Source organism: Neisseria sp. P0013.S005 (assembly GCF_051958425.1).
Taxonomy (GTDB): domain Bacteria; phylum Pseudomonadota; class Gammaproteobacteria; order Burkholderiales; family Neisseriaceae; genus Neisseria; species Neisseria subflava.
Genome location: NZ_JBQCVL010000004.1, coordinates 144327 through 168804, shown reverse-complemented (window position 1 = coordinate 168804; position 24478 = coordinate 144327). Strand labels below are relative to the sequence as shown.

Genomic DNA, 24478 nt, shown 5'->3' with positions numbered 1-24478 from the left:
AGAGGGAAAGGCCGTCTGAAACAATCTCAAGAGACGGCTGGAAGAAAAAGAATATTCGTTCTATTATAACGTTTTCCAAGAATAAACCGCAGTGAAAATTTCGATATTTCATCAACAAGCGGATTCATATTGTCAACAATTCAAAACAAAAGGAAAAAACATGAGCAGCAACGCATGGCTGTTTTGGGCATTGGCATCGGCAGGCTTCGCCTCATTGACCGCCATCTTCGCCAAAATGGGTTTACAAGGAATAGATTCCGATTTTGCCACCTTTATCCGCACCTTGGTCATCCTCGCCGCTTTGGTATTGTTTTTAACCTATACCGGCAAATGGCAGGGCGTAAACGGCTTTACCGGCCGCAACTGGACATTCCTCATCCTATCCGGCCTCGCTACCGGCGCATCCTGGCTCGCCTACTTCAAAGCCCTGCAATTGGGCAACGCCTCGCAAGTCGCCCCCGTCGACAAATTCAGCCTGGTCTTGGTTGCCCTGATGGCCGTCGTTTTCTTAGACGAACGGCCAAGCACGCAGGAGTGGGTAGGCTTAGGCTTGGTAACCGCAGGCGTATTGACTTTGGCTTTGAAACGATAAAGATTGGGAAATCAAAAAAGGCCGTCTGAAAAATTTCAGACGGCCTTCGCTTCAAACAATCAGCTCAATATTAATTTGAACCGACTTTGATTTTCTGCCACAAGTTGACAGACAGTTTTTTTGCATCTGCGCTCATTTGAGGCATGACGAAACCGTCTTTCATGTCTTGCTCGTTCGGGAAAATAGAACGTGTGTTCACCAGCTCGGCAGGCATTTTTTCGCGTGCAGGTTTGCTGGCCGGCGCGAAGGTTACGGCGATACCGTTTTTCGCAGCCACTTCGGGATCCAGCGTGTAGTTGATGTACTTGTGGGCATTGACGACGTTTTTCGCATCGGCCGGAATCAGCCAAGATTCGATCCAGAAGCCCATGCCTTTCGGAGTCAACACTTCGATGCCGACATTGTTTTTCACTTCTTCAGAACGCGCTTTGGCCAAGTTCAAATCGCCGCCGTTACCTGCCGCCAAGCAGATGTCGCCGCGCGCCAATTCGTCAATGATGGAAGGACTGAAACGCTTCACGTCAGGACGGATGGTTTTCAAAACTTCTGCCGCCGCTTTCAAATCTTCAGGATTCGAGCCTTTAGGATCTTTACCCAAGTAGTTCAACAAAATTGGAAACATTTCGCTCGGGGTATCCCACAAAGCGATGCCGCAAGATTTTAGCTTGTTGGTGTATTCAGGTTTAAACAGCAAATCCCAGCCGTTTTCAGGCAGCTTGCCGCCCAAAAGCTCTTTACCCTTCGCCGTAATCGCCAAAGTGTTCACGCCGGAGAAGTAAGGCACGGCGTATTGATTGCCCGGGTCGGCGGTTTCCAACATCTTCAGCAATTCAGGGTCGATGTTTTTATAGTTCGGAATCAGATCCTTATTGATTTTTTGGTATGCGCCTGCCTCAATTTGGCGCGGCAGGAAGGCAATACCGGGCACAACCAAGTCATAGCCGGATTTACCGGTCAGCATTTTGGCTTCCAGCGTTTCGTTGTTTTCATACAAATCGTAAGTCAGCTTCAAATTGTTGGCTTTTTTGAAGTCTTCGACTGTGCTTTCGTCAACGTAGTTTGACCAGTTGTAGATATTCAAAGTATCGGTAGCGGCTGCCTCGGCATTGGCAGCAGGCGCGCTGCCTGCTTGAGGTTGCTCGGCTTTTTTCTCGCCACCGCCGCACGCGGCCAAAGACAATGCGGCCAATACGGCTAATACAGATTTTTTCATACGGGCAGATTCCTGATGAAAGAGTGGTTAATGTCAATAAATAAGAAACCCTGCACCCCATAAACACCCCGGCGCAGAGTTAGGCTATTGTAATGGAAACGTAAGCAAACGCAAAGCAATATCCATCTGATTTTTATTGAAATAAGGCAAAGCAACACCATCTTTTTACCAAAAGCGTTGCACCGGCTGTCGTTTTTGGGCAAAATACGGCTGATTTGCGCGCGTTTATAGAGAAAAAGCTTGCATATAAGGAAATCTGTCTTTAAAATTGCGCGTTTACAGAATTTATTTTTCAGGAGATATTCAATATGGCAAACAGCGCACAAGCCCGCAAACGTGCCCGCCAGTCGGTTAAACAACGCGCCCACAACGCCAGCCTGCGTACTGCATTCCGTACCGCTGTGAAAAAAGTGTTGAAAGCAGTTGAAGCCGGCGACAAAGCTGCTGCTCAAGCAGTTTACCAAGAATCTGTTAAAGTCATCGACCGCATCGCTGACAAAGGCGTATTCCACAAAAACAAAGCAGCCCGTCATAAAAGCCGTCTGTCTGCTAAAGTAAAAGCTTTGGCTTAATACTGACGCAGATGCCGGAAATCCTGACAACCAAAGCAGGATAATCGAGCTGATACAATGCCCCTGAGGTCTTGCCTTTCAGGGGCATTGCCGTATCCACAGTCCAAACCGACTAAATAAAACCATTTACCCTTTCATCAGGCCGTCTGAAAAACAACGGAAACTCTCATGAACAAGATGTTGAAACATTCCCTAAGTATCGGATTCATTGCTGCCGCCCCACTGGCCGCCGCCGATACCGCCCTGCACTGCACCACCATTCAAGACAATGCCACCCGTTTGGCGTGTTACGACAACATCTATTCGGCGCAACTTCCCCCTCAATCCCCACTGCCGCAAGCGCAAACCGAAACTACCAAAACACCGGTTGACCTCGAACAAAGCGTCCGCAAGAGCATTGAGAAAAAAGAAGCGGCCATCGTATTCGACAACCCTACCCATCCGAATATTTCAGACGACGTATTAAGCGAAACTGCCGACAGCTACACGCCTTTAAGCCTGATGTACGATTTGGATAAAAACGACATACGCGGCCTGTTGAGCGTACGCGAGCACAACCCTATGTACCTCATGCCCGTTTGGTACAACAGCAGCCCCAACTACCACCCGGAATCCCCCAGTCGCGGCGTAACCACGCAGGAAAAATTCAGCGAGCAGAAACGCCTCGAAACCAAAATGCAGGTTTCCTTCAAAAGTAAGATTGCCGAAGACTTATTCAAAACTCGTGCCGACGTATGGTTTGGCTATACCCAAAAATCCGACTGGCAAATCTTTAACCAAGGCCGCAAATCCGCACCGTTCCGCAATACCGACTACGAGCCTGAAATCCTCATTACCCAACCCGTTAAAGCAGACCTGCCTTTCGGCGGTAAACTGCGCATGGTCGGCGCAGGTTTTGTTCACCAATCCAACGGTCAAAGCCGCCCCGAATCCCGCTCATGGAACCGCGTTTACGCCATGGCCGGTATGGAATGGGGCAAGCTGACCGTCATTCCTAGAGTTTGGATGCGCGCCTTCGACCAAAAAGGAGATGACGACGACAATCCGGACATCAACAAATACATGGGCTACGGCGACTTGAAAGTCCAATACCGCTTCAATGACAAACAAAATGTTTATTCCGTCCTGCGTTACAACCCGAAAAGCGGACGTGGTGCCATTGAAGCTGCTTACACCTTCCCACTCAAAGGCAAACTCAAAGGCGTTGTCCGCGGTTTCCACGGCTACGGCGAAAGCCTGATTGACTACAACCACAAACAAAACGGCATCGGCTTCGGCCTGATGTTCAACGACTGGGACGGTATCTAATTCCCCCATATTGTTTCAGACGGCCTTTGCAATCAAGGCGGCCGTCTGAAACAATAAAACAAAACAAGCCATTCGTTTAAAATACTCGTTTCCTAGCGCCCAAACGCGTATAATGCAAAGTTTGGGCAAAACTTGCCGGAATGAAACAAAGATGACAGAAGCCGCAGCCGAAAGCGGAAAAATCGCCAAGGCTTTAAAGAAATACCTGATTACAGGCGTACTGGTTTGGTTGCCGATTGCCGTAACCATCTGGGCGATGACCTACATCATATCCGCCGCCGACAGACTGATCAGCCTATTGCCGGAAAGCTGGCAACCCCAGCATTTCTGGGGGTTCAATATACCCGGTTTGGGCATTGTTGCCGCCACCGTCGTCTTGTTCGTTACCGGCGTATTTGCCGCCAACGTTTTAGGCAGACGGATTCTCGGCGCATGGGACAGCCTTTTGGGACGCATTCCCGTCGTCAAATCCATCTACTCCAGCGTTAAAAAAGTTTCCGAATCCCTGCTCTCCGACAGCAGCCGCTCGTTCAAAACCCCCGTACTTGTTCCCTTTCCGCAACCGGGCATTTGGACGATAGCCTTTGTTTCCGGTCATATCCCCGACAAACTCAAAGGCAGCCTGCCGCAAGATGACGACTATATTTCCGTTTACGTCCCAACCACACCCAACCCGACCGGCGGCTATTACATCATGGTTAAAAAAAGCGACGTTCGCGAACTGGACATGAGTGTGGATCAGGCATTGAAATATGTAATTTCGCTGGGCATGGTCATGCCGGACGACTTACCGGTTAAAGTCCTACCCGCCCAAAAGCCGTCTGAAGACGGTGATACCGAACATAACAATTAAGGTCTTCTTTTTTCAGACGGCCTTTCCTTCTTTTTCAAATTGAACAATATAAAAAGGTGATTTTATGCGTACCAACTATTGCGGCCTTATCAGCGAGCAATACTTAGACCAAACCGTTACCGTCAAAGGCTGGGTACACCGCCGACGTGACCACGGCGGTGTGATTTTTATCGACCTGCGCGACCGCGAAGGCATCGTTCAAGTCGTTATCGACCCTGACACTCCGGAAGCATTTGCCGCTGCCGACTCTTCCCGCAACGAATACGTTTTGAGCATTACCGGCCGTGTACGCAACCGTCCAGAAGGCACTACCAACGACAAAATGATTTCAGGCAAAATCGAAATCCTTGCCAAAGAAATCGAAGTCTTGAACGCTGCCGCTACGCCTCCGTTCCAAATCGACGATGAAAACATCAGCGAAAACGTTCGCCTGACCAACCGCGTTATCGACCTGCGCCGTCCGGTGATGCAGCGCAACCTGCGCCTGCGTTATCAAGTCGCTATGGGCGTTCGCCGTTATCTGGACGCGCAAGGCTTCATCGACATCGAAACCCCGATGCTGACCCGCTCCACGCCCGAAGGCGCGCGCGACTACCTCGTGCCGAGCCGCGTTCATCCGGGCGAGTTTTTCGCACTGCCGCAATCGCCGCAATTGTTCAAACAACTGTTGATGGTGGCGGGTTTCGACCGTTACTACCAAATCACCAAGTGCTTCCGCGACGAAGACCTGCGCGCCGACCGACAACCTGAATTCACTCAAATCGACTTGGAAACCTCGTTCCTGAACGAGGATGAAATCATGGACATCACCGAAGGCATGGCCAAACAAGTCTTCAAAGATGCTTTGAACGTAGATTTGGGCGACTTCCCACGCATGCCTTACTCTGAAGCCATGTTTTACTACGGCTCTGACAAACCGGACATGCGCATCAACTTGAAATTTACCGAGTTGACCGACCTGATGAAAACGGAAGAATTCAAAGTCTTCCGTGGCGCAGCCGACATGAAAGGCGGCCGCGTGGTCGCTCTGCGCGTACCGAACGGTGCAAAATTCAGCCGCAAAGAAATCGATGAATACACTAAATTTGTCGGCATCTACGGCGCGAAAGGTCTGGCATACATCAAAGTAAACGATGTGAGCAACCTTTCCAACGGCGAAGACAGCGGCCTGCAATCTCCAATCGTGAAATTCCTGTCTGAAAACGCCCTGAAAGAAATCATCGAGCGTACCGGCGCGCAAAACGGCGACATCATCTTCTTCGGCGCAGACAAAGCCAAAGTCGTGAACGAAGCCATCGGCGCTTTGCGTATCAAAGTCGGTTTGGAACACGGCGCGGAAAACGGCTACTTCGTGGACGAATGGAAACCTTTGTGGGTCGTCGATTTCCCGATGTTCGAATACGACGAAGACGGCGACCGCTGGGCAGCCATGCACCATCCGTTCACCTCGCCCAAGCCCGGTCATGAAGACCTGATGGTTTCCGACCCTGCAAACTGCCTGGCCCGTGCCTACGACATGGTATTGAACGGCTGGGAAATCGGCGGCGGCTCTATCCGTATCCACCGTGCAGACGTACAAGAGAAAGTGTTTGCCGCACTGAAAATCAGCCCTGAAGAGCAACAAGAGAAATTCGGCTTCCTCTTGGACAACCTGAAATTTGGTGCGCCTCCTCACGGCGGCCTTGCATTCGGTCTTGACCGTCTGGTTACGCTAATGACCGGCGCCGAGTCCATCCGCGACGTGATTGCCTTCCCGAAAACACAACGCGCCCAATGCCTGTTGACCAACGCGCCAAATGCGGTGGACGACAAACAGTTGCGCGAATTGAGCTTGCGCCTGCGTCAGAAAGCAGTTGAAACAAAAGAAGTATAATTTACCGGCTTAACCTTTAAAATATCAAGGCCGTCTGAAAAATTTGAAATTTCTTTCAAATTTTTCAGACGGCCTTTCTACATTTTGGTCGTTTATATATATATAATCAACCGCAAACTGTTTTATTTTAAACGTTTACTTTAATGACGTTAGAGTGTGAAAATTAACCGTTTGTAATAAAAACAAACAAATAGTCTTCGCAAGCAATATCATAGCTGTTATACAATAAAGGAACCTGACAATGTTTCTAATACTAACGGGGCTGATACTGACTTTTTTTGTTACATTGTTTATTATTACTTCAATTATTCATAAAAAACAGTTTGCCTACAACACACACCAAGACTATAACTATCCCTCCCTCCCCTCTACCGCGCATGCTACCCTCAAGGGTGGCAGCCTGACTTTGCCCGCCACTATCCGCGGGCAAGATACCGTTATTGCCAAACTCCGTATCAAATCCACTTGGGCAGGATTGCTGGTATTGCCTTTTGTTGAAACCATTTCATCTAAGGGAAAATGGAAGCAATATTTCGAATACGGCGCAAAAGGCGTGCGCTATATCAACCTGAGCGATACCTTCTCCGACAGCGACAAAACCATCCGCCTGGAAGGCAAATACCTAACCTTGCCCGACCAAGAAATCGAACTCTCTGTTTATCCGCGTGAAAACCTCGACGGCAAAAAAATCCTTGTCCTCGCACCCCATGCTGACGATGCTGAACTCAGCGCATACGGTTTGTATGAAAAACACGCCGCCAATTCAATGATCTGCACCTTAACTGCCAGCGAAGGTGGCAGCTTCCACTATGGTAACCTTTACAGCACGTGCGACTGCGACACTCAGGCCCAATATCTGCAAAAAGGTCGGATGCGTGTTTGGAACAGCCTGACCGTCCCCCTTTTGGCCGGCGTGCCGTCTGAAAACATCCTGCAACTGGGCTACTTCGACAGCACATTGACCGCCATGCGCCAAAATCCGGAAAAAGAGATTAAATCGACCAAAATCGATACGGCTGACGTCGATATTTTCCGCCGTGCCAACACCTCCACATTGGCGCAACAACTCAAGCCCGGCTCAACCTGGAACAGCTTGGTGGACAATCTCGGCTATCTGATAGAAACATTCCAGCCGGACATTATCGTGTCGCCTTCTCCCAATATTGACACGCATCCCGACCACCAACACACAACGCTGGCCGCCATCGAAGCCCTGCGCAAAATCAATTACCGCCGCGGCAATCTATTTTTGCACACCATACATTATCTGAGCGACGACTTCCCAATTGGCAAAGTAGGCTCTTCCCTCAGCCTGCCACCGCTTGCCGAACAGCCGTTTTATTTCCAAGGCATCTATTCCCATCCTTTGGATAAAGAAGAACAAAACCGCAAACTTCTTGCCCTGGACGCCATGAACGACATCCGCCCCAATTCAGACGGCTATATGCGTTGGAGCACCATGATATTCAAAGGCTTAAACAAACTGCGGCACCACATCCTCCATCTCGACAAAGACTTGGTCAACCGCTTTGTCCGCAGCAACGAATTCTTCTATAGCGTCCCCGTTACCGATCTGTACCAAGAAGAGACGCTGAAAAAAATCACCTATCAGGGCAAAGCCCAATAAACCATAAAGGCCGTCTGAAAAAATGTTTCAGACGGCCTTTATCACACCAAATCAAAACAACAAAATCACCGCATTACAAACGAAAAACACCAAGTCCAAATCCAAACGCGACAACCCAAGTTATAATAAAACCCTTCCCATACGCCCCACATCATCATGCCGATTTACTTTATCGCCGATTTGCACCTGAGCGAATCCCACCCCCAACTGACTGCACTCTTCCAAAAATTTATCCAAGAAAAAGCCGTCCATGCCCAAGCCGTGTACATCCTCGGCGACCTTTTCGATTTTTGGATCGGCGATGACGAAAACAGCCCTTTGGTTCAAACCATCAAACAAACCATCTGCAGCCTGACCGAGCGCGGCGTCGCCTGCTATTTTATCCATGGCAACCGCGACTTCCTCATCGGCAAAACCTTCGCCCGCGATACCGGCATGACCTTACTGCCCGAATACACCGTGATCGACCTATTCGGCACACCCACCCTACTCTGTCACGGCGATACCCTCTGCACCGATGACCATTCTTATCAAAAATTCCGCCGTACCGTCCATCAAAAATGGCTGCAACGCCTGTTCCTACTCCTGCCGCTCACACTCCGACTGAACATCGCCACCAAAATCCGCAAGCAAAGCAAACAGGACAAACAACACAAAACCGCCGACATCATGGACGTCAATCCAGCCTTTACCCACGAAACCGTCCAACGCTTCCACACGCCCCTGCTCATCCACGGTCATACCCACCGCGAAAACATTCATCGCAACGCCGATTACACCCGCATTGTACTCGGCGACTGGCGCGATAATTACGCCTCCATTCTCGAAGTTGATGCCGAAGGCTACCGTTTTATCGCCTTATAAAACATCAGGCCGTCTGAAAACCGGTTTCCCGATTGTTCAGACGGCCTGACTGACAAACATCCTCAAACGGTTTACGCAAACCAACCGCGTATCCGCTCCAAACCACCAAAGCGCACACACGCATCCGCATTCGCTTCGGTTTTCGGTTTTGCCCGATAAGCAATGCCGAACCCCGCCTCCCGTATCATCGGAATATCGTTCGCACCATCTCCCACCGCCACCACCTGCCACGGAGCCAAACCCAGTCGCTCACGATATTCACGCAATAAATCCGTCTTAGCCTGCGCATCGATAATCCGTCCTTTCAGACGGCCTGTCAGCTTGCCGTTTTCCACTTCCAACACATTCGCAAAATGGAAATCCAAGCCCAAACGCCGTTGCAGGCGTTCCGTAAAGAACGTAAACCCGCCCGACACCAGCATAAACTTCACATCATTCCGTTTGCACTCTTCCAACAAAAATTCCGCGCCCGGCGATAGCTGTAACACATTCTCGTACACCTCTTCCAACACGCGCTCGTCCAAACCGGCTAGCAAAGCCACACGCTTACGCAAAGACTGCTCAAAGTCCAGCTCGCCGCGCATCGACTGCTCCGTAATCGCTGCCACCTCATCTTTCAGCCCGACACCGGCCGCAATCTCATCCACACACTCAATCGTAATCAGCGTCGAATCCATATCGCTGACAATCAGTCCCAAATCAGCAAAAGCCACATCCGGCAACACCGCGCCATCTATCTGCTGCGCAATCAACGCCGCACGCATCTCTTCCGTCAATTCAAAATCATCATCAACCGGCACGCGCAACACCGACTTTTCTGATGACGCAGACACCAAACCGCCAAACGCCGACCAGTCGCATGCGCCCAAATCCCCATGTTGCAACACCAAAATTTTCTTCATCTCATTCTCCTCATACCCCAAAACCTTTACAAACCACATCCAGCTTAAAACAACGAAACCGTATTTTTGCAAAGGCCTTAAAAAACCAAAACAGCATTATAGCCGAACAACCCCGGCAATTTTCAGACGGCCTGTAAACAATTCAACTAGAGCCACCAATACCAATCCCTGCATCAACTAAACAAGTCATGACTCAAAAATTTGATTTAGGACAAGCTGTTTAAAAAACTTTGCAAGTAACAGATAACTTGTTATTGCTTTTTCTTACAGTTTCGATATAGTTCTTTATGGCTAGTTTGGCACTACCCCTTATATCTAGCTTTCATTGCATTACCACCTCCATTCGTTGCCAACGGCTCCCTTTCCGATGGCAACCTTTTTTTGACCCGATGGTTTGACAATATTAAAATTGAATCAAATAAAATGATTCGAGGATTTATATTTAATTTTTAAAACAAAACGGCTTATAAAAAATAACGGCTCAATTTAAACAGATATTGCTGCCAATATTTAAAAACAAACAGACCTTTCTTTATTAAGGACCTCATAAAATGCATCATTCTAAGAAACTATTCAAACTGAGCACACTTGCCCTCTGCCTTGCTGCATTACCCCAAGCTGCACAAGCTGCCGAAGAGGTACAACAGGCTGAAGTGGAACAAGTTACCGTAGTGGGTAAAAACAAAAGCCTGCGCACTGAAAGCCAAAACAGCTACACAGTATCCGCCTTGCGCTCAACCACAGGGCTGGTGCTCTCTCCGCGGGAAATTCCCCAATCTGTCAGCGTCATTACTAAAAAACAAATTGAAGACCAGGGCATCACCGACTTAGAAGGTGCGTTGCAAAACGCCACGGGCATCAATGTTTTCAAAAGCGGCGGACGCACGCATTTCATGTCGCGCGGCTATTTTATTGAACAGTTTGAAGAAGACGGCATTGCCACGCAACTCGGCTCTCCCGGCGGATTCGGCTTAGGCGGCCCGGCCGGTGACCCGACCAGTGCAACCGATATGGCCATGTACGACCACATTGAAGTGGTGCGCGGTGCGGCAGGTTTGACACAGGCAAACAACGAACCCGGCGGCACGGTAAACGCCGTCCGCAAAAAGCCGACTGCAAAACGCCAGCTTTCCGCCGATTTGATGGCAAACTCATGGGGCAAAGTAAACAGCGTCTTTGATGCATCCGGCACCTTAAGCCAAGAACACGGCCTGCGCGGACGCTTTGTCGGCTCGGTTGGCAGCAACAAAACCTTCAAAGACCAATCCGGCGGCCGCGACGTCCTTCTGTATGGCGTGATGGACAAAGACATCGGCGACAACAGCAAACTTACCTGGGGCGCAAGCTATCTCAACCAAACCGAAACACCCGATCCGGACGGTCTGCCTATGCGTGCAGACGGCAAAGAGTGGAAACGCAGCCGCTATCTGGGTGCGGATTGGAACGAAGCCCGCCTGAAAAAATACAATCTTTTTACCGAGTTTGAACATTATTTCAACGACAACTGGAAACTGAGCAGCAAGTTGGACTGGCGTAAGAACACCAGTTCAAAAGAATATTACACGCTGGGTGGCACAGGTAACGGCATCGGCACAGACGGTCTGGGGACCACATACAGCTTCGACCGTTACGATGCTGGCAACCGCCAGTTCACTTTCCAAAACAACCTGACCGGCCGCATCTTTGCTTTCGGCCAAAATCACGATCTCTTCTTCATGCACAGCTATTCCAAAGAGAACGTGAACTCAAGCAACCGCTGGTTTGATGACAGCAGTACCTATGACGCAGATGCCTTTAACGGCAGCGAAAAAGCCAAACCCGATTGGGATTCCGCCACAGCCAAAGCCCGTGGCGGTGACGGCCGTTATACTACCCATGCCTTTGGTTTGGGCGCGCGCATCAATCCTACCGACAAACTGCACATCATCGCAGGCGGACGCTATACCAGCTGGAAACGCGACTTCTATTGGGATCGCAACCTCAAAGACGGGGTAGCAGGTTCATCAGACTCGCTCAAACGCAACCGCTTCATCCCCTATGCCGGCATCACTTACGACATCACGCCTAAACAAAGCGTTTACGCTGCCTATACATCCATCTTCAAACAAACGATGAACCGCGACTACAACGACAACCTGCTGCCTCCGATTATAGGACGCAACTACGAACTCGGCTGGAAAGGCGAATGGAACGAAGGCCGTCTGAACACCTCAGTCGCCCTCTACCGCACCGACAAAGACAACAACAACCAACGCGTCAATGCCAAACCGCACGCCTATTGGGAACCGCTCAACCAAAGCAGCCGCGGCTTGGACGCCGAAATTTCCGGCAGCCTGACCGACCGTTGGCAAGTTTACGCAGGCTACACCTTCAACCGCAGCACCAACCGCAGCAGCGTTACCGGCAATGTTGAATCTCGCCGAAAAGGCTACAACTTCAGCAGCCATACGCCGAAACATATGTTCCGCCTCTACACCAGCTATATCCTGCCGATTGATGACGGCAAATGGACGGTCGGGTTGGGGGTAAAGAGCAGCAGCAAAACCGCCAATTCCTACGGTTCCATCAAGCAAGGCGGCTACACCATTTGGAACACCAACGTCCAATACCGCCCGAGCAAAAACCTGCAACTGGGGCTGGCAGTCAACAACCTGACCGACAAACGCTACTACGAAAACCAATACAGCCGTGCCGCCAACAGCGGCAACTTCTACGGCGAACCACGCAATGCCGTGTTCAGCCTGAAATGGAAGATGTAGTCCGTCTGCGGTAGCAAAATTAAAAAAAAACAATAACTAAATCATATTCGGCAATCTACCCGACCTGATCCTGACAGACAGGAAGCAATTGCCGTTGTTGTAAACGTAAGGGGTCGTCTGAAAACTGCTGTTTGAGTTTTCAGACAGCCCCTTTTTCCATAAAAACCTCTTAACCCCCACCTAAAGGAGCTGCGATGAACCATCCGATTCGTTATGCCTACCTGCTTGCCGCCGTCCCGCTGCAACTTTCCGCCCAAACCACCGAACGGACGGAACATGTTGACCTGCCCACCGTTAACGTAACCGGACAAAGCCGTACTGCTTCGCGCGACAGTTATACCGTGCCGGTCATGTCCACCGCCACCGGCCTGCCGATCTCCCCAAAAGACACGCCGCAATCCGTCAGCGTCATTACGCGCAAACAGATGGACGATTCGGGCGCGACCACGCTGGAAGACGCATTGAAAACCACCACGGGGCTGAATATTTACAAACAGGGTTTCCAAACCCGCTTTCAATCCAGAGGCTTCGACATCGCGCAGATCAGCGAAGACGGCGTCAATTCGACTGTCTGTACCATGTGCGGCAATAATCCGCACGATGCCAAACAACTGACCGACACCGCGCTTTACGACCACATCGAAGTCGTGCGCGGAGCAACAGGTCTGCGTAAAGCGCAAAGCGAGCCGGGCGGCAGCATCAACGCCATCCGCAAACGCCCGACCGCTGCGCCGCTGCTTGAATTTGATGCAACCGCCGACCGCTTCGGCACGCTGCGCACTTCCGCCGACGTATCGGGATTCCTCAGCCGCGACAATGGCTTGCGCGGGCGCGCGGTTGCCGTACTTGAAAAAAACAAAAGCTGGCGTAAAAACAGCGACGGCAATAAAGGGATCATTTACGGCGTTATCGACAAGCAAGTCGGGGAAAACGATATGCTGACGTTGAGTGCGATGTACCACCGTGAAAAAGATGTACCTTCCCTGTTCGGACTGCCCGCCAATCCCGACGGCAGCGACCTACGATTGCCGCGCGACAGCTATTTGGGTGCGAACTGGAATCGTGCTGATTACAAAAAAGCCAATATGTTCGCCGAATGGAAGCACTATTTCGGCGATCGTTGGAATCTGACCACTTCCGTTGATTACCGCCGCAACAAATCCGTTACCGAATATGGTTACGTCCCGCAGCGGCAAAATATTTCGCCCGCAGGCACATTGAGTGACGGTTATACTGGCAGAAGCGACCGCAACAACAGTCAATGGACTGTGCAAAGCGATTTAGAAGGAAAATTTGATTGGTTCGGCCGCGAACATGAGTTTTACGCGGGCTATGAATACACCAAAGAAAAATTCGATAATATGTGGCGAGGCACACCCTTGAAAGATGGCAACTATCCTGTTTTTTCTTGGACGGGTGATGAAATTGCCAAACCTGATTGGAACACGACCCGCAATCTCGAAATTCGTAAAACCGTTCCCGACACCCACACGGCGACCATAGCCACCCGCCTGAACATTGCCGACAAATGGCACATCCTGCTCGGCACAAGTTACAGCCGCTGGCGGCAATCACAATATCTGTCATGGATGAAAACCCCCGACAGCCACTATAAAAAAGGCCGTTTCATCCCCTACGCAGGCATTACCTACGATATCACCCCGCAACAAAACCTATATGCAAGTTACACCAGCATTTTCAAATACTCGGGCGATTATTACGACATCAATGACAAGCTCTTGCCGCCTGTAATGGGCAACAGCTACGAAATCGGCTGGAAAGGCGCGTGGAACAACAATAAATTGAACACCACCCTCGCCTTGTTTCAAACCGAAAAACACAACCAACCCACAGATACATGGTTGGGTAAAGACCTTGCAACGGGCAATATCCGTCCTTGGGTACGCGGCGACCGCGCCATCTACACGCCTGTACGCATGGAAAGCCGCGGTATTGATGCCGAAATTGCCGGCAACATCACCGACGACTGGCAGATTTTTGCGGGCTATACCTTCAACAAAAGGCGTTATACCTCCACTGCTGCCGCCAAAACCGCAGAGCGCAACGGTCGCGGGGTCGATTTCAGCCAGCACACGCCCCAACATATCTTCCGCCTCAATACCATGTACCGCCTGCCCGGTGCGGCGCACAAATGGACGGTGGGCGGAGGTGTGAACGTCCAAAGCAAATCCAGCCCGATTATAGTGAACGGAGAGAAACAATATTTGGGCGGTTACGCCGTTTGGCATGCAACCGTACAATACGAACCCTCCAAACACACCAAGCTCAGCCTGAAAGTCGACAACCTGACCGACAAACGCTATTACGAAAGCTATGCCCACCGCGCTACCTACCAAGGACATTTCTACGGACAGCCGCGCAATGTAACCTTGAACTTCAAGTGGAAGATGTAGCCGTTGTATGAAGCGAGGTCGTCTGAAAACACAATCCGGCTTTCAGACGACCTCTTACCCCTGCCGTCATACCCGTTCATACCGACATGACGGCATCGGTATTTTCATTTGAACATCTGCAAACAGTCGTCTAAAACCCATCAGGAAACAAAAGCGTCGGATAGCGTGTCTGATACCGTTATCCCGCCGATGCAGATTTTCAGACGACCTCCCGTTATTTGTACCAACACACCATCCATGAACATCCTCAAAAAATTCTTTTACCTTGCCCGCCCTTTTTGGTCGGGGGCACACGGCCGCCTCCAATGGCTGATGCTCGCCGTTTTGATAGGGTTTACCCTATTCTCCATCACCATCAGCGTTTGGATAGCCGCGTGGGACAAACGTTTCTACGACGCACTGGCAGCGTTTGACGGCGCATCTATGCCTTCGCTCATCGTTGAATACCTCGGCTACATGGCGATGATTATCGGCTGCATCGTCTGCGGCAACTGGCTGCAAAAACGCCTCATCTTCCGCTGGCGCACCCACCTGACCGAACAATTCCAGCAAAACTGGCTCGAAGGCCACAAACACTACCGCCTGCGCCTGATCGGCGAACCCGACAACCCCGACCAGCGCATCGCCGAAGACATCTACCTCCTCGCCGACAAAAGCATCGGACTGTTCCTCTCCTTCATCAATAATATTGCCAAATTTAGCGCGTTCGTCGCCGTATTGTGGACGCTCTCCGGCGTACAGACTTTCAACATCGGCGGATACAGCATTACCGTTTACGGCTATCTTGTTTGGGTTGCACTGATTTATTCTATCTTCAGCACCATCATCGCCCATCTTGTCGGCCGCAAACTCAAAAACCTCAACATCGACCGCCAGCACCGCGAAGCCGACTACCGCGCAGCCCTTTTACGCGTACGCGATCATGCCGAACAAATTGCTTTCTACAACGGCGGCGAAGCCGAAACAGGCCGTCTGAAACAGCGCTACCTCCGCATCCGCGACAACTGGCGACGGTTGACCAACTGCGAATTCCGCCAAGAAACCTTCTGGGCGACCTATGTCCGCATCAGTATCTTCATCCCCATCCTCGCCACCCTGCCCATGTACCTCGCCAAAACCATGACCTTCGGCGACATGATGCAGACCCGCACATCGTTTGCCCGCGTTCAAGACAGTTTCGGCTGGTTTACTGACGCATACCGTCGCCTGATTGAATGGGCGGCAGTCGTCGAACGCCTCTCCGGTTTTCAGACGGCCTTGGAACAAGCAGAACAAGAAGGCAGAAGCGCCGCCCGCTCAACGTCCGCATCTGCCCCAACTTTAAATAACCGCCGCCACAGCGGCACCCTCGCTCTGCAAAACCTCACCGTCTACACCCAAACCGGCAGCCCCCTGCTTACTGATATTCACCTCCAAGCCCGTTCTCCCGAATGGGTATTGCTTGAAGGCAGAAGCGGCATCGGCAAATCCACCCTGCTGCGCGCCCTCGCAGGCTTGTGGCCGTATTACCAAGGCAACTTCGCCCTCGAAGGTAGCCGCCTGTTCTTCCCACAACGCCCTTACCTGCCTGCGGACACATTGCGTCAAACTGTCAGCTACCCTTATACGGCCTGCCAAGACGACCATTTGATTCAAACCGTTTTGGAACAAGTCGGCTTAAGCAGCCCCACGGGTCGGTTGCACACGTTGATGAACGATTTGGACACTTCACACGAATGGCACGGCATCCTTTCCGGCGGAGAGCAGCAACGCCTCAGCCTCGCACGCGCACTGCTGCACAAACCGCAAATCCTGTTCCTGGATGAAGCCACCAACCAGCTCGATGACGAATCCGCCCTGATGTTGATGCAGACCCTCAAGCAACATTTGCCCGATACTTTGGTCATCGGTATTAGCCACCAACCCAAGATTCAAGCCCTGTTTGATAGCTCACTGAATTTGAATGAAAAAATTATTTAAATGTTAAAATGTGCAAAACGCTTGCATTCAATTTTAACAAGGGATATAGTACTAAGTAACTAGTTCTTATTGATGAGAGCTACTCCTTGGATACTTGCCTCCGGTTCTCCAACCCGGGGGCGTTTTTTTGCGTTTTTATTTTGTGTTTGTATGAATAGGATAAAGACGAAATATAAAAGGTTTTCAAAACACGAGGCCTAGAATATTTATAAAATACTGACTATAAATAAAAAATATCAATCTCAAATCTATAGTCAAATAAAACCGCAAACCGCGTTTTCCCAAACTTTCAGGCCGTCTGAAATCCTCTCTTCAATATCGTTAATCCCATATTTCAGACGGCCTGTTTAACCCTCTATTGCAAAGCTTGGCACAAGCACCGCTGACCGACGGCAATTAATTACTATATAATCAAACGCATTGTTACCCTACAAAGGAGCCACACCATGACCACAAAAATTAAAATTGGTATCGTCGGTGCAACCGGTTACACAGGCGTTGAATTGTTACGCCTGCTCAGCAATCATCCTAACGCAGAAGTTACTGCCGTCACCAGCCGAAGCGAAGCCGATATTGAGGTTGTCGACTACTTCCCCAGCCTGCGCGGTATTTACGACCTTACATTCCAAACACCCGAGGATGCAGGGCTTGGCCGTTGCGACCTCGTGTTCTTCGCTACACCCAACGGCGTAGCCATGAAAGAAGCACCGGCCCTTGTGGAAAAAGGCATACGCGTGATTGACCTGTCTGCCGACTTCCGCATCCGAGACATCCCCACATGGGAAAAATGGTACAAAATGACCCATGCCGCGCCGCAACTCGTTTCCCAAGCAGTGTACGGCTTGTGCGAACTTCACAAAGACGATATCGCCAAAGCCATGCTGGTGGCCAATCCAGGTTGTTACCCTACCTGCGTTTCCCTGCCCTTATTGCCGCTGCTTCAGGCTGGCCGTCTGAAAGCCAACGCTCCTCTGATTGCCGACTGTAAATCCGGTGTTTCCGGTGCAGGCCGCAAAGCCAGCACCCACGCCCTATTGTGCGAAGCAGGCGACAACTTCAAAGCCTATGGTGTCGGCGGCCACCGCCATCTGCCTGAAATCCGACAAACCCTGTCCGGACTGCAAGACCATGTTTCAGACGGCCTGATTTTCGTGCCACACCTTGTTCCGATGATACGCGGCATGCACGCTACCCTGTATCTGCACCTGCAAGAACATACTGATCCTGAAGCCTTGCTGCGCGAATACTACCGCGACAGTCCTTTTGTCGATATTTTGCCTTCAGGTTCAACACCTGAAACCCGCAGCGTGCGCGGTGCTAACCTTTGCCGTATCAGCGTTCAAAAAGCGCCAGATCAAGACAATGTGTGGATTGTTCTTTCCGTCATCGACAACTTGGTTAAAGGCGCAGCCGGTCAAGCCGTGCAGAATATGAACATCATGTTCGGCCTACATGCAACCACTGGCCTGACTAATGCACCATTGATGCCTTAAGCCATCCTTTTAAAAACACAAGGCCGTCTGAAACTTTGATCGTTCAGACGGCCTTTATCAATTCATTCACAAACATTACTCATACACCACGCCGGCAAGCATTTCTTCTTCATTCAAGTTGCCGTACTGTTGCTCCCAATCGTGGGTAGCCTCCACCATATCGCATTCTTTGGCAAAAGCCAGCAGCCTACCGTCCATCTGATCCAGACTCAAGCTGCCCAAGCGTTCGCATTCCGAAGCCGTCAGATTACCGTCCGCCTCATGCGCCTCCGAAGATCCGAAAGGCAGAGCAAAAAAACCCAGTACCAACGCCAGCAGCACCCAAAAAATATTTTTACGCGAACGAGTCATCTCACACCTCTCATCATAATCATATAGCAGGTTTAAATCAGAAAAACTAAACCAAATAAAATTAAACTAAGAAAAATCGAATAGAAAATTAGAAATATCGATTCATCTAAGACAAAACGAATAATACTAAGGAAAAATAGAATATGCAATACTTTTTCTTAGATGAAGTAATTTTTTTCTTACAATTTTATAAAAACTAAGGTAAAATACACTCAAATCGTCCAAACTATATAAAAAACATACCTCCATAAAGGCATAAACATGGATACCTTTAAAGACCGCCTGGCTTTCTTATGGAAAGATGAAGCCCGCCAAGCCAAAATTGCCGCCGACATCGATATGACCATCGCCGGATTCAGCCGTATCTGGAACGAAGGCGGTCTGCCGAAATCGGAAACGCTAAAAAAAATCAAACAACTTAAAGGCTGCAGCATAGACTGGCTTTTGACAGGCGAAGGTTCTCCCTTCCCTGATTCCGAAGCCCCAAAAGCCACGGCAACCGACACACTGGGCAACCCTGTCGATATAGACGAATTTGTCTTCGTACCGCGTTACGACATCCAAGCCGCGGCCGGACACGGTCAGCTCGTCGGCGATGAGCAACCCATGTTCGCCATGGCGTTCCGACGCTATTGGATTGAAAATTATGTAACGCGCGACATCAAAAACCTTTCCGTTATCTCAGTCAAAGGCGACTCGATGGAAGGCGTGCTGAATGATGGCGACACCATCCTCATCAACCACGGCCAAACCACGCCGCGCGACGGCCTCTATGTTTTGCGCCTCAACGAAAACCTTTTGGTCAAACGCCTGCAACTGATACCCGGCGGCATCGTCAACGTCATTTCTGCCAACGAAGCCTACCCTACTTTTGAAATCGACTTGAAAAACCCAACCGACGACGTTGCCATCATCGGCCGTGTCGAATGGTTTGGCAGAAGTATCTAAATCTGACATACTGATGCTTGAAATTTCTGCCATGCCCTCCATGTAAGCTGGCAGACCCTGTCTGCACAAACTTGCCTTGACTAACGGTTTGCGCGACAATAGTAAAAATATTCATATAAAAGGAATCACATCATGTCAGACGAAAGCCCTATTATCTTTACTGACAGCTGCTGCACCAAAGTTGCCGACCTGATTGCCGAAGAGAACAATCCCGATTTGAAATTGCGCGTATTCGTCAACGGCGGCGGTTGCTCTGGCTTCCAATATGGTTTTACCTTTGATGAAATCAAAAACGACGACGATTTTGAAATCCAGAAAAACGGCCTGACGTTCTTGGTTGACCCGATGAGCTACCAATATCTGGTTGGTGCGGAAATCGACTACACTGAAAGCCTGCAAGGTTCTCAATTCGTCATCCGCAATCCGAATGCAGAGACAACTTGCGGTTGCGGTTCGTCCTTCTCCGTATAAACAGTCCGTTTTTGCCACAAAAAACAGGCCATCTGTATCTTCAGACGGCCTTTTGTGTGAATTTATTTTAAACAATTTTAGATTTACCTTATAATATCGGGCGTGAATATTTACTCTGCAATAGACATAACATTGGACATGCATATTTCCATATAAATAAAAAATTATTGTCCAGCCGATTAACGACACAAAGGCAAACCGTACTTGGTCTGCCTGAGACTGCAGCCTCTGTTCTGGCTCGTATCATAAGCCAAGACAGCTCAAACACAATAACAAAACCTTAGGCCAAACCCATTTGGTTGACGCAGTCGAAATACTCATGGGATATCAATGAGCAAACAAGAAAAATTTTTCGACGTATACGTTTCCTATCCGCCGAACACGGATAGGGAGCGCATCCATGCCTGCCTGTATGAAAACCTGCCCGAAAACGAAGTTGAGAGCCTGATTCAAGCCTTGACCGCGCGTCCGCAAGCCATTGTGGCCGAGAAATGCACCCAAGACGAGCGAGAAAATGCGCAGCATTACTTCGGCTATTTGGGTTTGGACGTGATCGTCCGTCAGGCTATGGAATTGGAAGCGGTTGAAGAAGAAGCCGTATTGGCAGTCAACACTCCCGACCCTATCCAATGCCCCGTCTGCATGACGATTATTGACGAACTAGATTCACAGGAATGTAAAACCTGCCACTTTGATTTGACAGAAAAAAATGAGCTTGCCATCCAGCGCAAGCGCATTGAATGGCAGGAAAGAATCTCTTTCGAGCATAAAAAACAAACCGAAATTGCCCACAAGCTCAAATATGAACGTGAGCAGGAAGAGAAAAAACTGCGCAAAAAAATCCGTGCCGAATTGGAATCCCAATTACGCAAAGAGTTAGGCCAAAATCCTGAGCTGGCCGCACTTGCAGCGAGGAAGAAAACACGGTTTCTGCTTACAATGGCTATCGTATTCGCCGTTTTGAGCCTGCTTGCACTCGGCTATATCGCTGCAAAATTCTTCTAAACTGATTTCAAAACTTAAGGCCGTCTGAAAAACAGATTTTCAGACGGCCTTTTATTTCCTTATTGATTGAACCATTTCAATCAAGCCTCTTGCACATCAACATCCACCGACCATCGGATTTTGCCGTCGCGGTTTTGCTGCAATACCTGCACCCACAAACTCACGGCGCGGTGCAAATCCTGTCGGGACAGAGATTCGAGGAAGATTTGCGCGCGTTCGCGTTCGGCGAGGCGCACCATCAGCATAGGGGCGGCGCCGAACTGGGAGACGCTTTCGGGCAAAAGCGGGGCAAGGGTTTCTTTGGCGGCGTTGAGAAATTCCATCGCATCGGCAACACGCAGCGCGTCGGCGCGGACGGCGGTCTGGAAACCGAAGGGCGGCATGGCGAACATTTGCCGCTCGTTCAATTCGTTTTCGGCGAACACGGCGTAATCCTGCGCTTTGACGGCGGCGAAGACGGGATGTTCGGGCAGTTGGGTCTGTATCAACACCCTGCCGGGTTTGTCGGCACGCCCCGCCCTGCCGGACACCTGCATCAGCTCGGCGAACAGCCTTTCCGGCGCGCGGAAATCCGCGCTGTACAGGCTGCCGTCGGCGTTTAACACGATAACGAGGTTGAGCCGCGCGAAATCATGGCCTTTGGCGAGCATCTGCGTGCCGACCAAAATGTCGATTTCGTTGTCGGCGATACGGCGGTACAAATCCGCCCAGCCGTTTTTGTGCGCGGTGCTGTCCCTGTCGACGCGGACGACGGCTGCCTTGGGCAGGAAGGCGCGCAGGGTTTCTTCGACGCGCTGCGTGCCGTGTCCGACGGCGGTCAGGTCTTGGTTGCCGCAGGCGGGGCATTTGTACGGGATGGGTTCGCGGTGGTCGCAGTGGTGACAGCGCAGTTGGCGGGCGCGTTGGTGCAGCACCATTTTGGCGGAGCAGTTCGGGCAGCCGAAGGTATGGCCACAGTCGCCGCAAAACAGTGCGGGCGCGAAGCCGCGCCGGTTGAGGTACACCAGCGACATACCGCCCGCTTCAAAGTTCTGTTTCAAAAGCTGCAAGGCTTGCGGCGAGAAGCCGTTGTCGAGTTTCAGACGGCCTACATTAAGTATTTCCACTTGCGGCAGTTGTGCTGAAGCATGAGCGCGCTCAGTCAGTTGCAGCAGGCGGTACGCGCCGCTTTGCGCCTTGTGCCAACTCTCCAAGCTGGGCGTGGCGCTGCCCAAGACGACGGGACAGCCGCTCTGCTTCGCCCGCCACACCGCCAAATCGCGGGCATGGTAGCGCAATTCGTTGTCCTGTTTGAACGAGCCGTCGTGTTCCTCATCGACCACAATCAGCCCGACATCAGGCAAAGGCGTGAACACCGCCAGCCGCGTGCCAATCACCAGCTTCGCCTGCCCCAACATCGCGCGTAAATAATCCTGCGTGCGCCTGCCTGCCGCCATTTGGCTGTGCAACACAGCGGTCGGCACGTCGGCAAAACGGTTTTCCACCCGCTTCAAAAGCTGCGGCGTGAGGTTGATTTCGGGCAACAGAAACAACACCTGCCGCCCCTGCGCCAACACTTTCGCCATCGCATCAAAATACACCTCGGTCTTGCCGCTGCCGGTGATGCCGTACAGCAAAAACGGCTGAAATTTACCAAAGGCCGTCTGAATTTCATCGGAAGCCTTCTGCTGGTCGGCGTTTAATACAAATTCAGAGTGCGAAGCCTGCCCGTGGTACGACCTCAATACAGGTTTCGCCGCTTCCGTCGTTTCAATCCAATCCTGTTCCGTCCAATCTTCGATTAACTTCGCCGCCTGCGCGTTCACCTGCTTCAACGCCGCCATCGTCATCCCGCCCGACAGCAGCGCATCCCACAAAGCCGCTTTTTTGTTAAACCGCGCCGGCGGCGGCGTTTGCGCCCTGCCCGCTTCGTTCAGCGCGTAAAACAACGGCGGCTGCGGCATTTCCACCGCGCGCGTTTCCTTCAAACCCTGCGGCAGCGCGGCAAACACCGCCTGCCCCGTCGGATAGTGGTAATAACGCGACGTAAACGAGAGCAAATCACGCCAGTTTTGAGGCAGCGGCGGCTCGTCCGAAAAGGTCGTCTGAATACTCAAAATCCGCGCCGCATCCATATCGGGCGCAATATCCGTTTCCCACACAATCCCGACCACGGTTTTATTGCGAAAAGGCACAAGCACCCGCGTTCCCGGAGGAAGCGGCTCGGAATGGGAATAAGTCAAAAGGCCGTCTGAAAGCGGCACGTTTACGGCAATACGGTGATAGAACATACAAACAATCAAATTATTTTTTCGTATTTTAACAGCCGAAAGCTATTTTCAGACGATAATTTGAGCCTGAGTACAATGCAGACATGACAGAGGTTTGATACAATGCCTTACTTTCAACACACGCAAGTCTCTCGCATGAAAACCAAGTTAATCAAAATCTTAACACCGTTTGCCGTCCTTCCTTTGTTGGCATGCGGTCAACCTGCCGTATCCAATGCCAACGCGGCGCCTGCCCCTGCTGCCAAAGCGGAAGCGCCTGCCGACAAATCCGTTGCTGCTTCTTTGAAAGCGCGTTTGGAAAAAGTCTATGCCGCCCAAGATTTGAAAGTTTTGAGCGTCAATGAAACACCGATTAAAGGCATTTACGAAGTTGTCGTCAGCGGCAAACAAATCATCTATACCGATGCCAAAGGCGACTATATGCTCGTTGGCGACCTCATCAACGTCAACACGCGCCAAAGCATGACTGAAGAACGCGCCGCCGATTTGAACAAAATCGACTTCGCTTCCCTGCCTTTGGACAAAGCCATCAAAGAAGTACGCGGCAACGGCAAACTGAAAGTCGCTGTTTTCTCCGATCCGGACTGCCCGTACTGCAAACGCTTGGAACATGAGTTTGAAAAAATGACCGACATCACGATTTATACCTTCATGATGCCGATTCCAAGCCTGCACCCTGATGCCGCGCGCAAAGCCGAGCTGTTGTGGTGCCAACCTAATCCGACCCAGGCATGGATCGACTGGATGCGCAAAGGCAAGCTCCCAAGCGGCAAAGCAAACTGTGAAAACCCTGTTGCAGAAACCACTTCGTTGGGCGAACAATTCGGCTTCAACGGTACACCAACCGTGGTCTTCCCTAACGGCCGCAGCCAAAGCGGTTACAGCCCTATGCCCCACCTCAAAGAAATCATCGAGAAAAACCAGTAATACAGGGTTTAATCTCCATAAAGGACGCTTTACGCGTCCTTTTTTGATGTTGCCCGCCATCAACTGCCTTCAGACGG

At 50.7% G+C, this 24478-nt stretch carries 19 protein-coding genes; 15 read left to right on the top strand and 4 right to left on the bottom strand.

Annotation, left to right across the window (positions count from 1 at the left end):
• Nucleotides 1–160 precede the first annotated feature (160 nt).
• On the top strand, nucleotides 161–592 hold the full coding sequence (locus tag ACTHTA_RS06030) for an EamA family transporter (RefSeq protein ID WP_063076147.1): 432 nt from the start codon (nucleotides 161–163) through the stop codon (nucleotides 590–592).
• 70 nt (nucleotides 593–662) lie between these two features.
• On the opposite strand, the gene ACTHTA_RS06025 is transcribed toward ACTHTA_RS06030, so the two are convergent.
• Nucleotides 663–1805, bottom strand: a complete 1143-nt coding sequence (locus ACTHTA_RS06025) for an extracellular solute-binding protein (RefSeq protein WP_137041143.1) — start codon at nucleotides 1803–1805, stop codon at nucleotides 663–665.
• 308 nt (nucleotides 1806–2113) lie between these two features.
• Between ACTHTA_RS06025 and rpsT the strand changes: the two genes are divergently transcribed.
• From rpsT to lpxH, 6 genes are all read left to right on the top strand, one after another.
• Entirely contained in the window at nucleotides 2114–2377 is a 264-nt protein-coding gene (gene rpsT, locus ACTHTA_RS06020) for a 30S ribosomal protein S20 (protein WP_002212556.1), read from the top strand.
• A gap of 168 nt (nucleotides 2378–2545) precedes the next feature.
• A complete protein-coding gene (locus tag ACTHTA_RS06015; RefSeq protein ID WP_440364283.1) occupies nucleotides 2546–3685 on the top strand; it encodes a phospholipase A in 1140 nt (379 codons plus the stop codon).
• Between the two features lie 151 nt (nucleotides 3686–3836).
• On the top strand, nucleotides 3837–4538 hold the full coding sequence (locus ACTHTA_RS06010; RefSeq protein WP_070630594.1) for a DUF502 domain-containing protein: 702 nt from the start codon (nucleotides 3837–3839) through the stop codon (nucleotides 4536–4538).
• A 64-nt stretch (nucleotides 4539–4602) separates the two neighbouring features.
• Entirely contained in the window at nucleotides 4603–6411 is a 1809-nt protein-coding gene (gene aspS, locus ACTHTA_RS06005) for an aspartate--tRNA ligase (protein WP_049328847.1), read from the top strand.
• Between the two features lie 241 nt (nucleotides 6412–6652).
• Nucleotides 6653–8038: a PIG-L family deacetylase gene (locus ACTHTA_RS06000; RefSeq protein ID WP_308887634.1), complete on the top strand. Its 1386-nt coding sequence runs from the start codon at nucleotides 6653–6655 to the stop codon at nucleotides 8036–8038.
• A 153-nt stretch (nucleotides 8039–8191) separates the two neighbouring features.
• Complete coding sequence (gene lpxH, locus ACTHTA_RS05995) at nucleotides 8192–8902, top strand: UDP-2,3-diacylglucosamine diphosphatase (protein WP_440364284.1); 711 nt, start codon at nucleotides 8192–8194, stop codon at nucleotides 8900–8902.
• A 71-nt stretch (nucleotides 8903–8973) separates the two neighbouring features.
• Here lpxH and serB read toward each other — a convergent pair whose 3' ends face one another.
• A complete protein-coding gene (gene serB / locus ACTHTA_RS05990; RefSeq protein WP_308887636.1) occupies nucleotides 8974–9804 on the bottom strand; it encodes a phosphoserine phosphatase SerB in 831 nt (276 codons plus the stop codon).
• A 551-nt stretch (nucleotides 9805–10355) separates the two neighbouring features.
• Here serB and ACTHTA_RS05985 point away from each other — a divergent pair.
• The 4 genes from ACTHTA_RS05985 to argC all read left to right on the top strand — a co-directional run bounded on the left by ACTHTA_RS05985 (nucleotide 10356) and on the right by argC (nucleotide 18429).
• Nucleotides 10356–12563, top strand: a complete 2208-nt coding sequence (locus ACTHTA_RS05985; protein ID WP_308887638.1) for a TonB-dependent siderophore receptor — start codon at nucleotides 10356–10358, stop codon at nucleotides 12561–12563.
• A gap of 194 nt (nucleotides 12564–12757) precedes the next feature.
• A complete protein-coding gene (locus ACTHTA_RS05980; protein WP_308887639.1) occupies nucleotides 12758–14977 on the top strand; it encodes a TonB-dependent siderophore receptor in 2220 nt (739 codons plus the stop codon).
• 237 nt (nucleotides 14978–15214) lie between these two features.
• Nucleotides 15215–16936 (top strand): ABC transporter ATP-binding protein/permease, encoded by a 1722-nt coding sequence (locus ACTHTA_RS05975; RefSeq protein ID WP_308887655.1) that lies wholly within the window; start codon nucleotides 15215–15217, stop codon nucleotides 16934–16936.
• Between the two features lie 446 nt (nucleotides 16937–17382).
• Nucleotides 17383–18429 carry an N-acetyl-gamma-glutamyl-phosphate reductase gene (argC, locus tag ACTHTA_RS05970; protein ID WP_308887640.1) on the top strand — a complete coding sequence of 349 codons (1047 nt, stop codon included), beginning with the start codon at nucleotides 17383–17385 and terminating at the stop codon, nucleotides 18427–18429.
• A gap of 75 nt (nucleotides 18430–18504) precedes the next feature.
• Here argC and ACTHTA_RS05965 read toward each other — a convergent pair whose 3' ends face one another.
• The gene (locus ACTHTA_RS05965) at nucleotides 18505–18780 is read right to left on the bottom strand and encodes a hypothetical protein (protein ID WP_003748371.1); all 276 of its coding nucleotides are present in this window, start codon (nucleotides 18778–18780) and stop codon (nucleotides 18505–18507) included.
• Nucleotides 18781–19041: 261 nt separating this feature from the next.
• Between ACTHTA_RS05965 and ACTHTA_RS05960 the strand changes: the two genes are divergently transcribed.
• The 3 genes from ACTHTA_RS05960 (at nucleotide 19042) to ACTHTA_RS05950 (ending at nucleotide 21204) form a co-directional block, all read left to right on the top strand.
• On the top strand, nucleotides 19042–19728 hold the full coding sequence (locus ACTHTA_RS05960) for a S24 family peptidase (RefSeq protein ID WP_003680158.1): 687 nt from the start codon (nucleotides 19042–19044) through the stop codon (nucleotides 19726–19728).
• A 132-nt stretch (nucleotides 19729–19860) separates the two neighbouring features.
• Nucleotides 19861–20199, top strand: a complete 339-nt coding sequence (erpA, locus tag ACTHTA_RS05955; RefSeq protein ID WP_003680162.1) for an iron-sulfur cluster insertion protein ErpA — start codon at nucleotides 19861–19863, stop codon at nucleotides 20197–20199.
• Nucleotides 20200–20529: 330 nt separating this feature from the next.
• Nucleotides 20530–21204 (top strand): hypothetical protein, encoded by a 675-nt coding sequence (locus ACTHTA_RS05950; protein ID WP_440364433.1) that lies wholly within the window; start codon nucleotides 20530–20532, stop codon nucleotides 21202–21204.
• Between the two features lie 80 nt (nucleotides 21205–21284).
• Here ACTHTA_RS05950 and ACTHTA_RS05945 read toward each other — a convergent pair whose 3' ends face one another.
• Nucleotides 21285–23474 (bottom strand): primosomal protein N', encoded by a 2190-nt coding sequence (locus tag ACTHTA_RS05945; protein ID WP_440364434.1) that lies wholly within the window; start codon nucleotides 23472–23474, stop codon nucleotides 21285–21287.
• A 135-nt stretch (nucleotides 23475–23609) separates the two neighbouring features.
• Between ACTHTA_RS05945 and ACTHTA_RS05940 the strand changes: the two genes are divergently transcribed.
• On the top strand, nucleotides 23610–24401 hold the full coding sequence (locus ACTHTA_RS05940) for a DsbC family protein (protein WP_036473591.1): 792 nt from the start codon (nucleotides 23610–23612) through the stop codon (nucleotides 24399–24401).
• Nucleotides 24402–24478 lie beyond the last annotated feature (77 nt).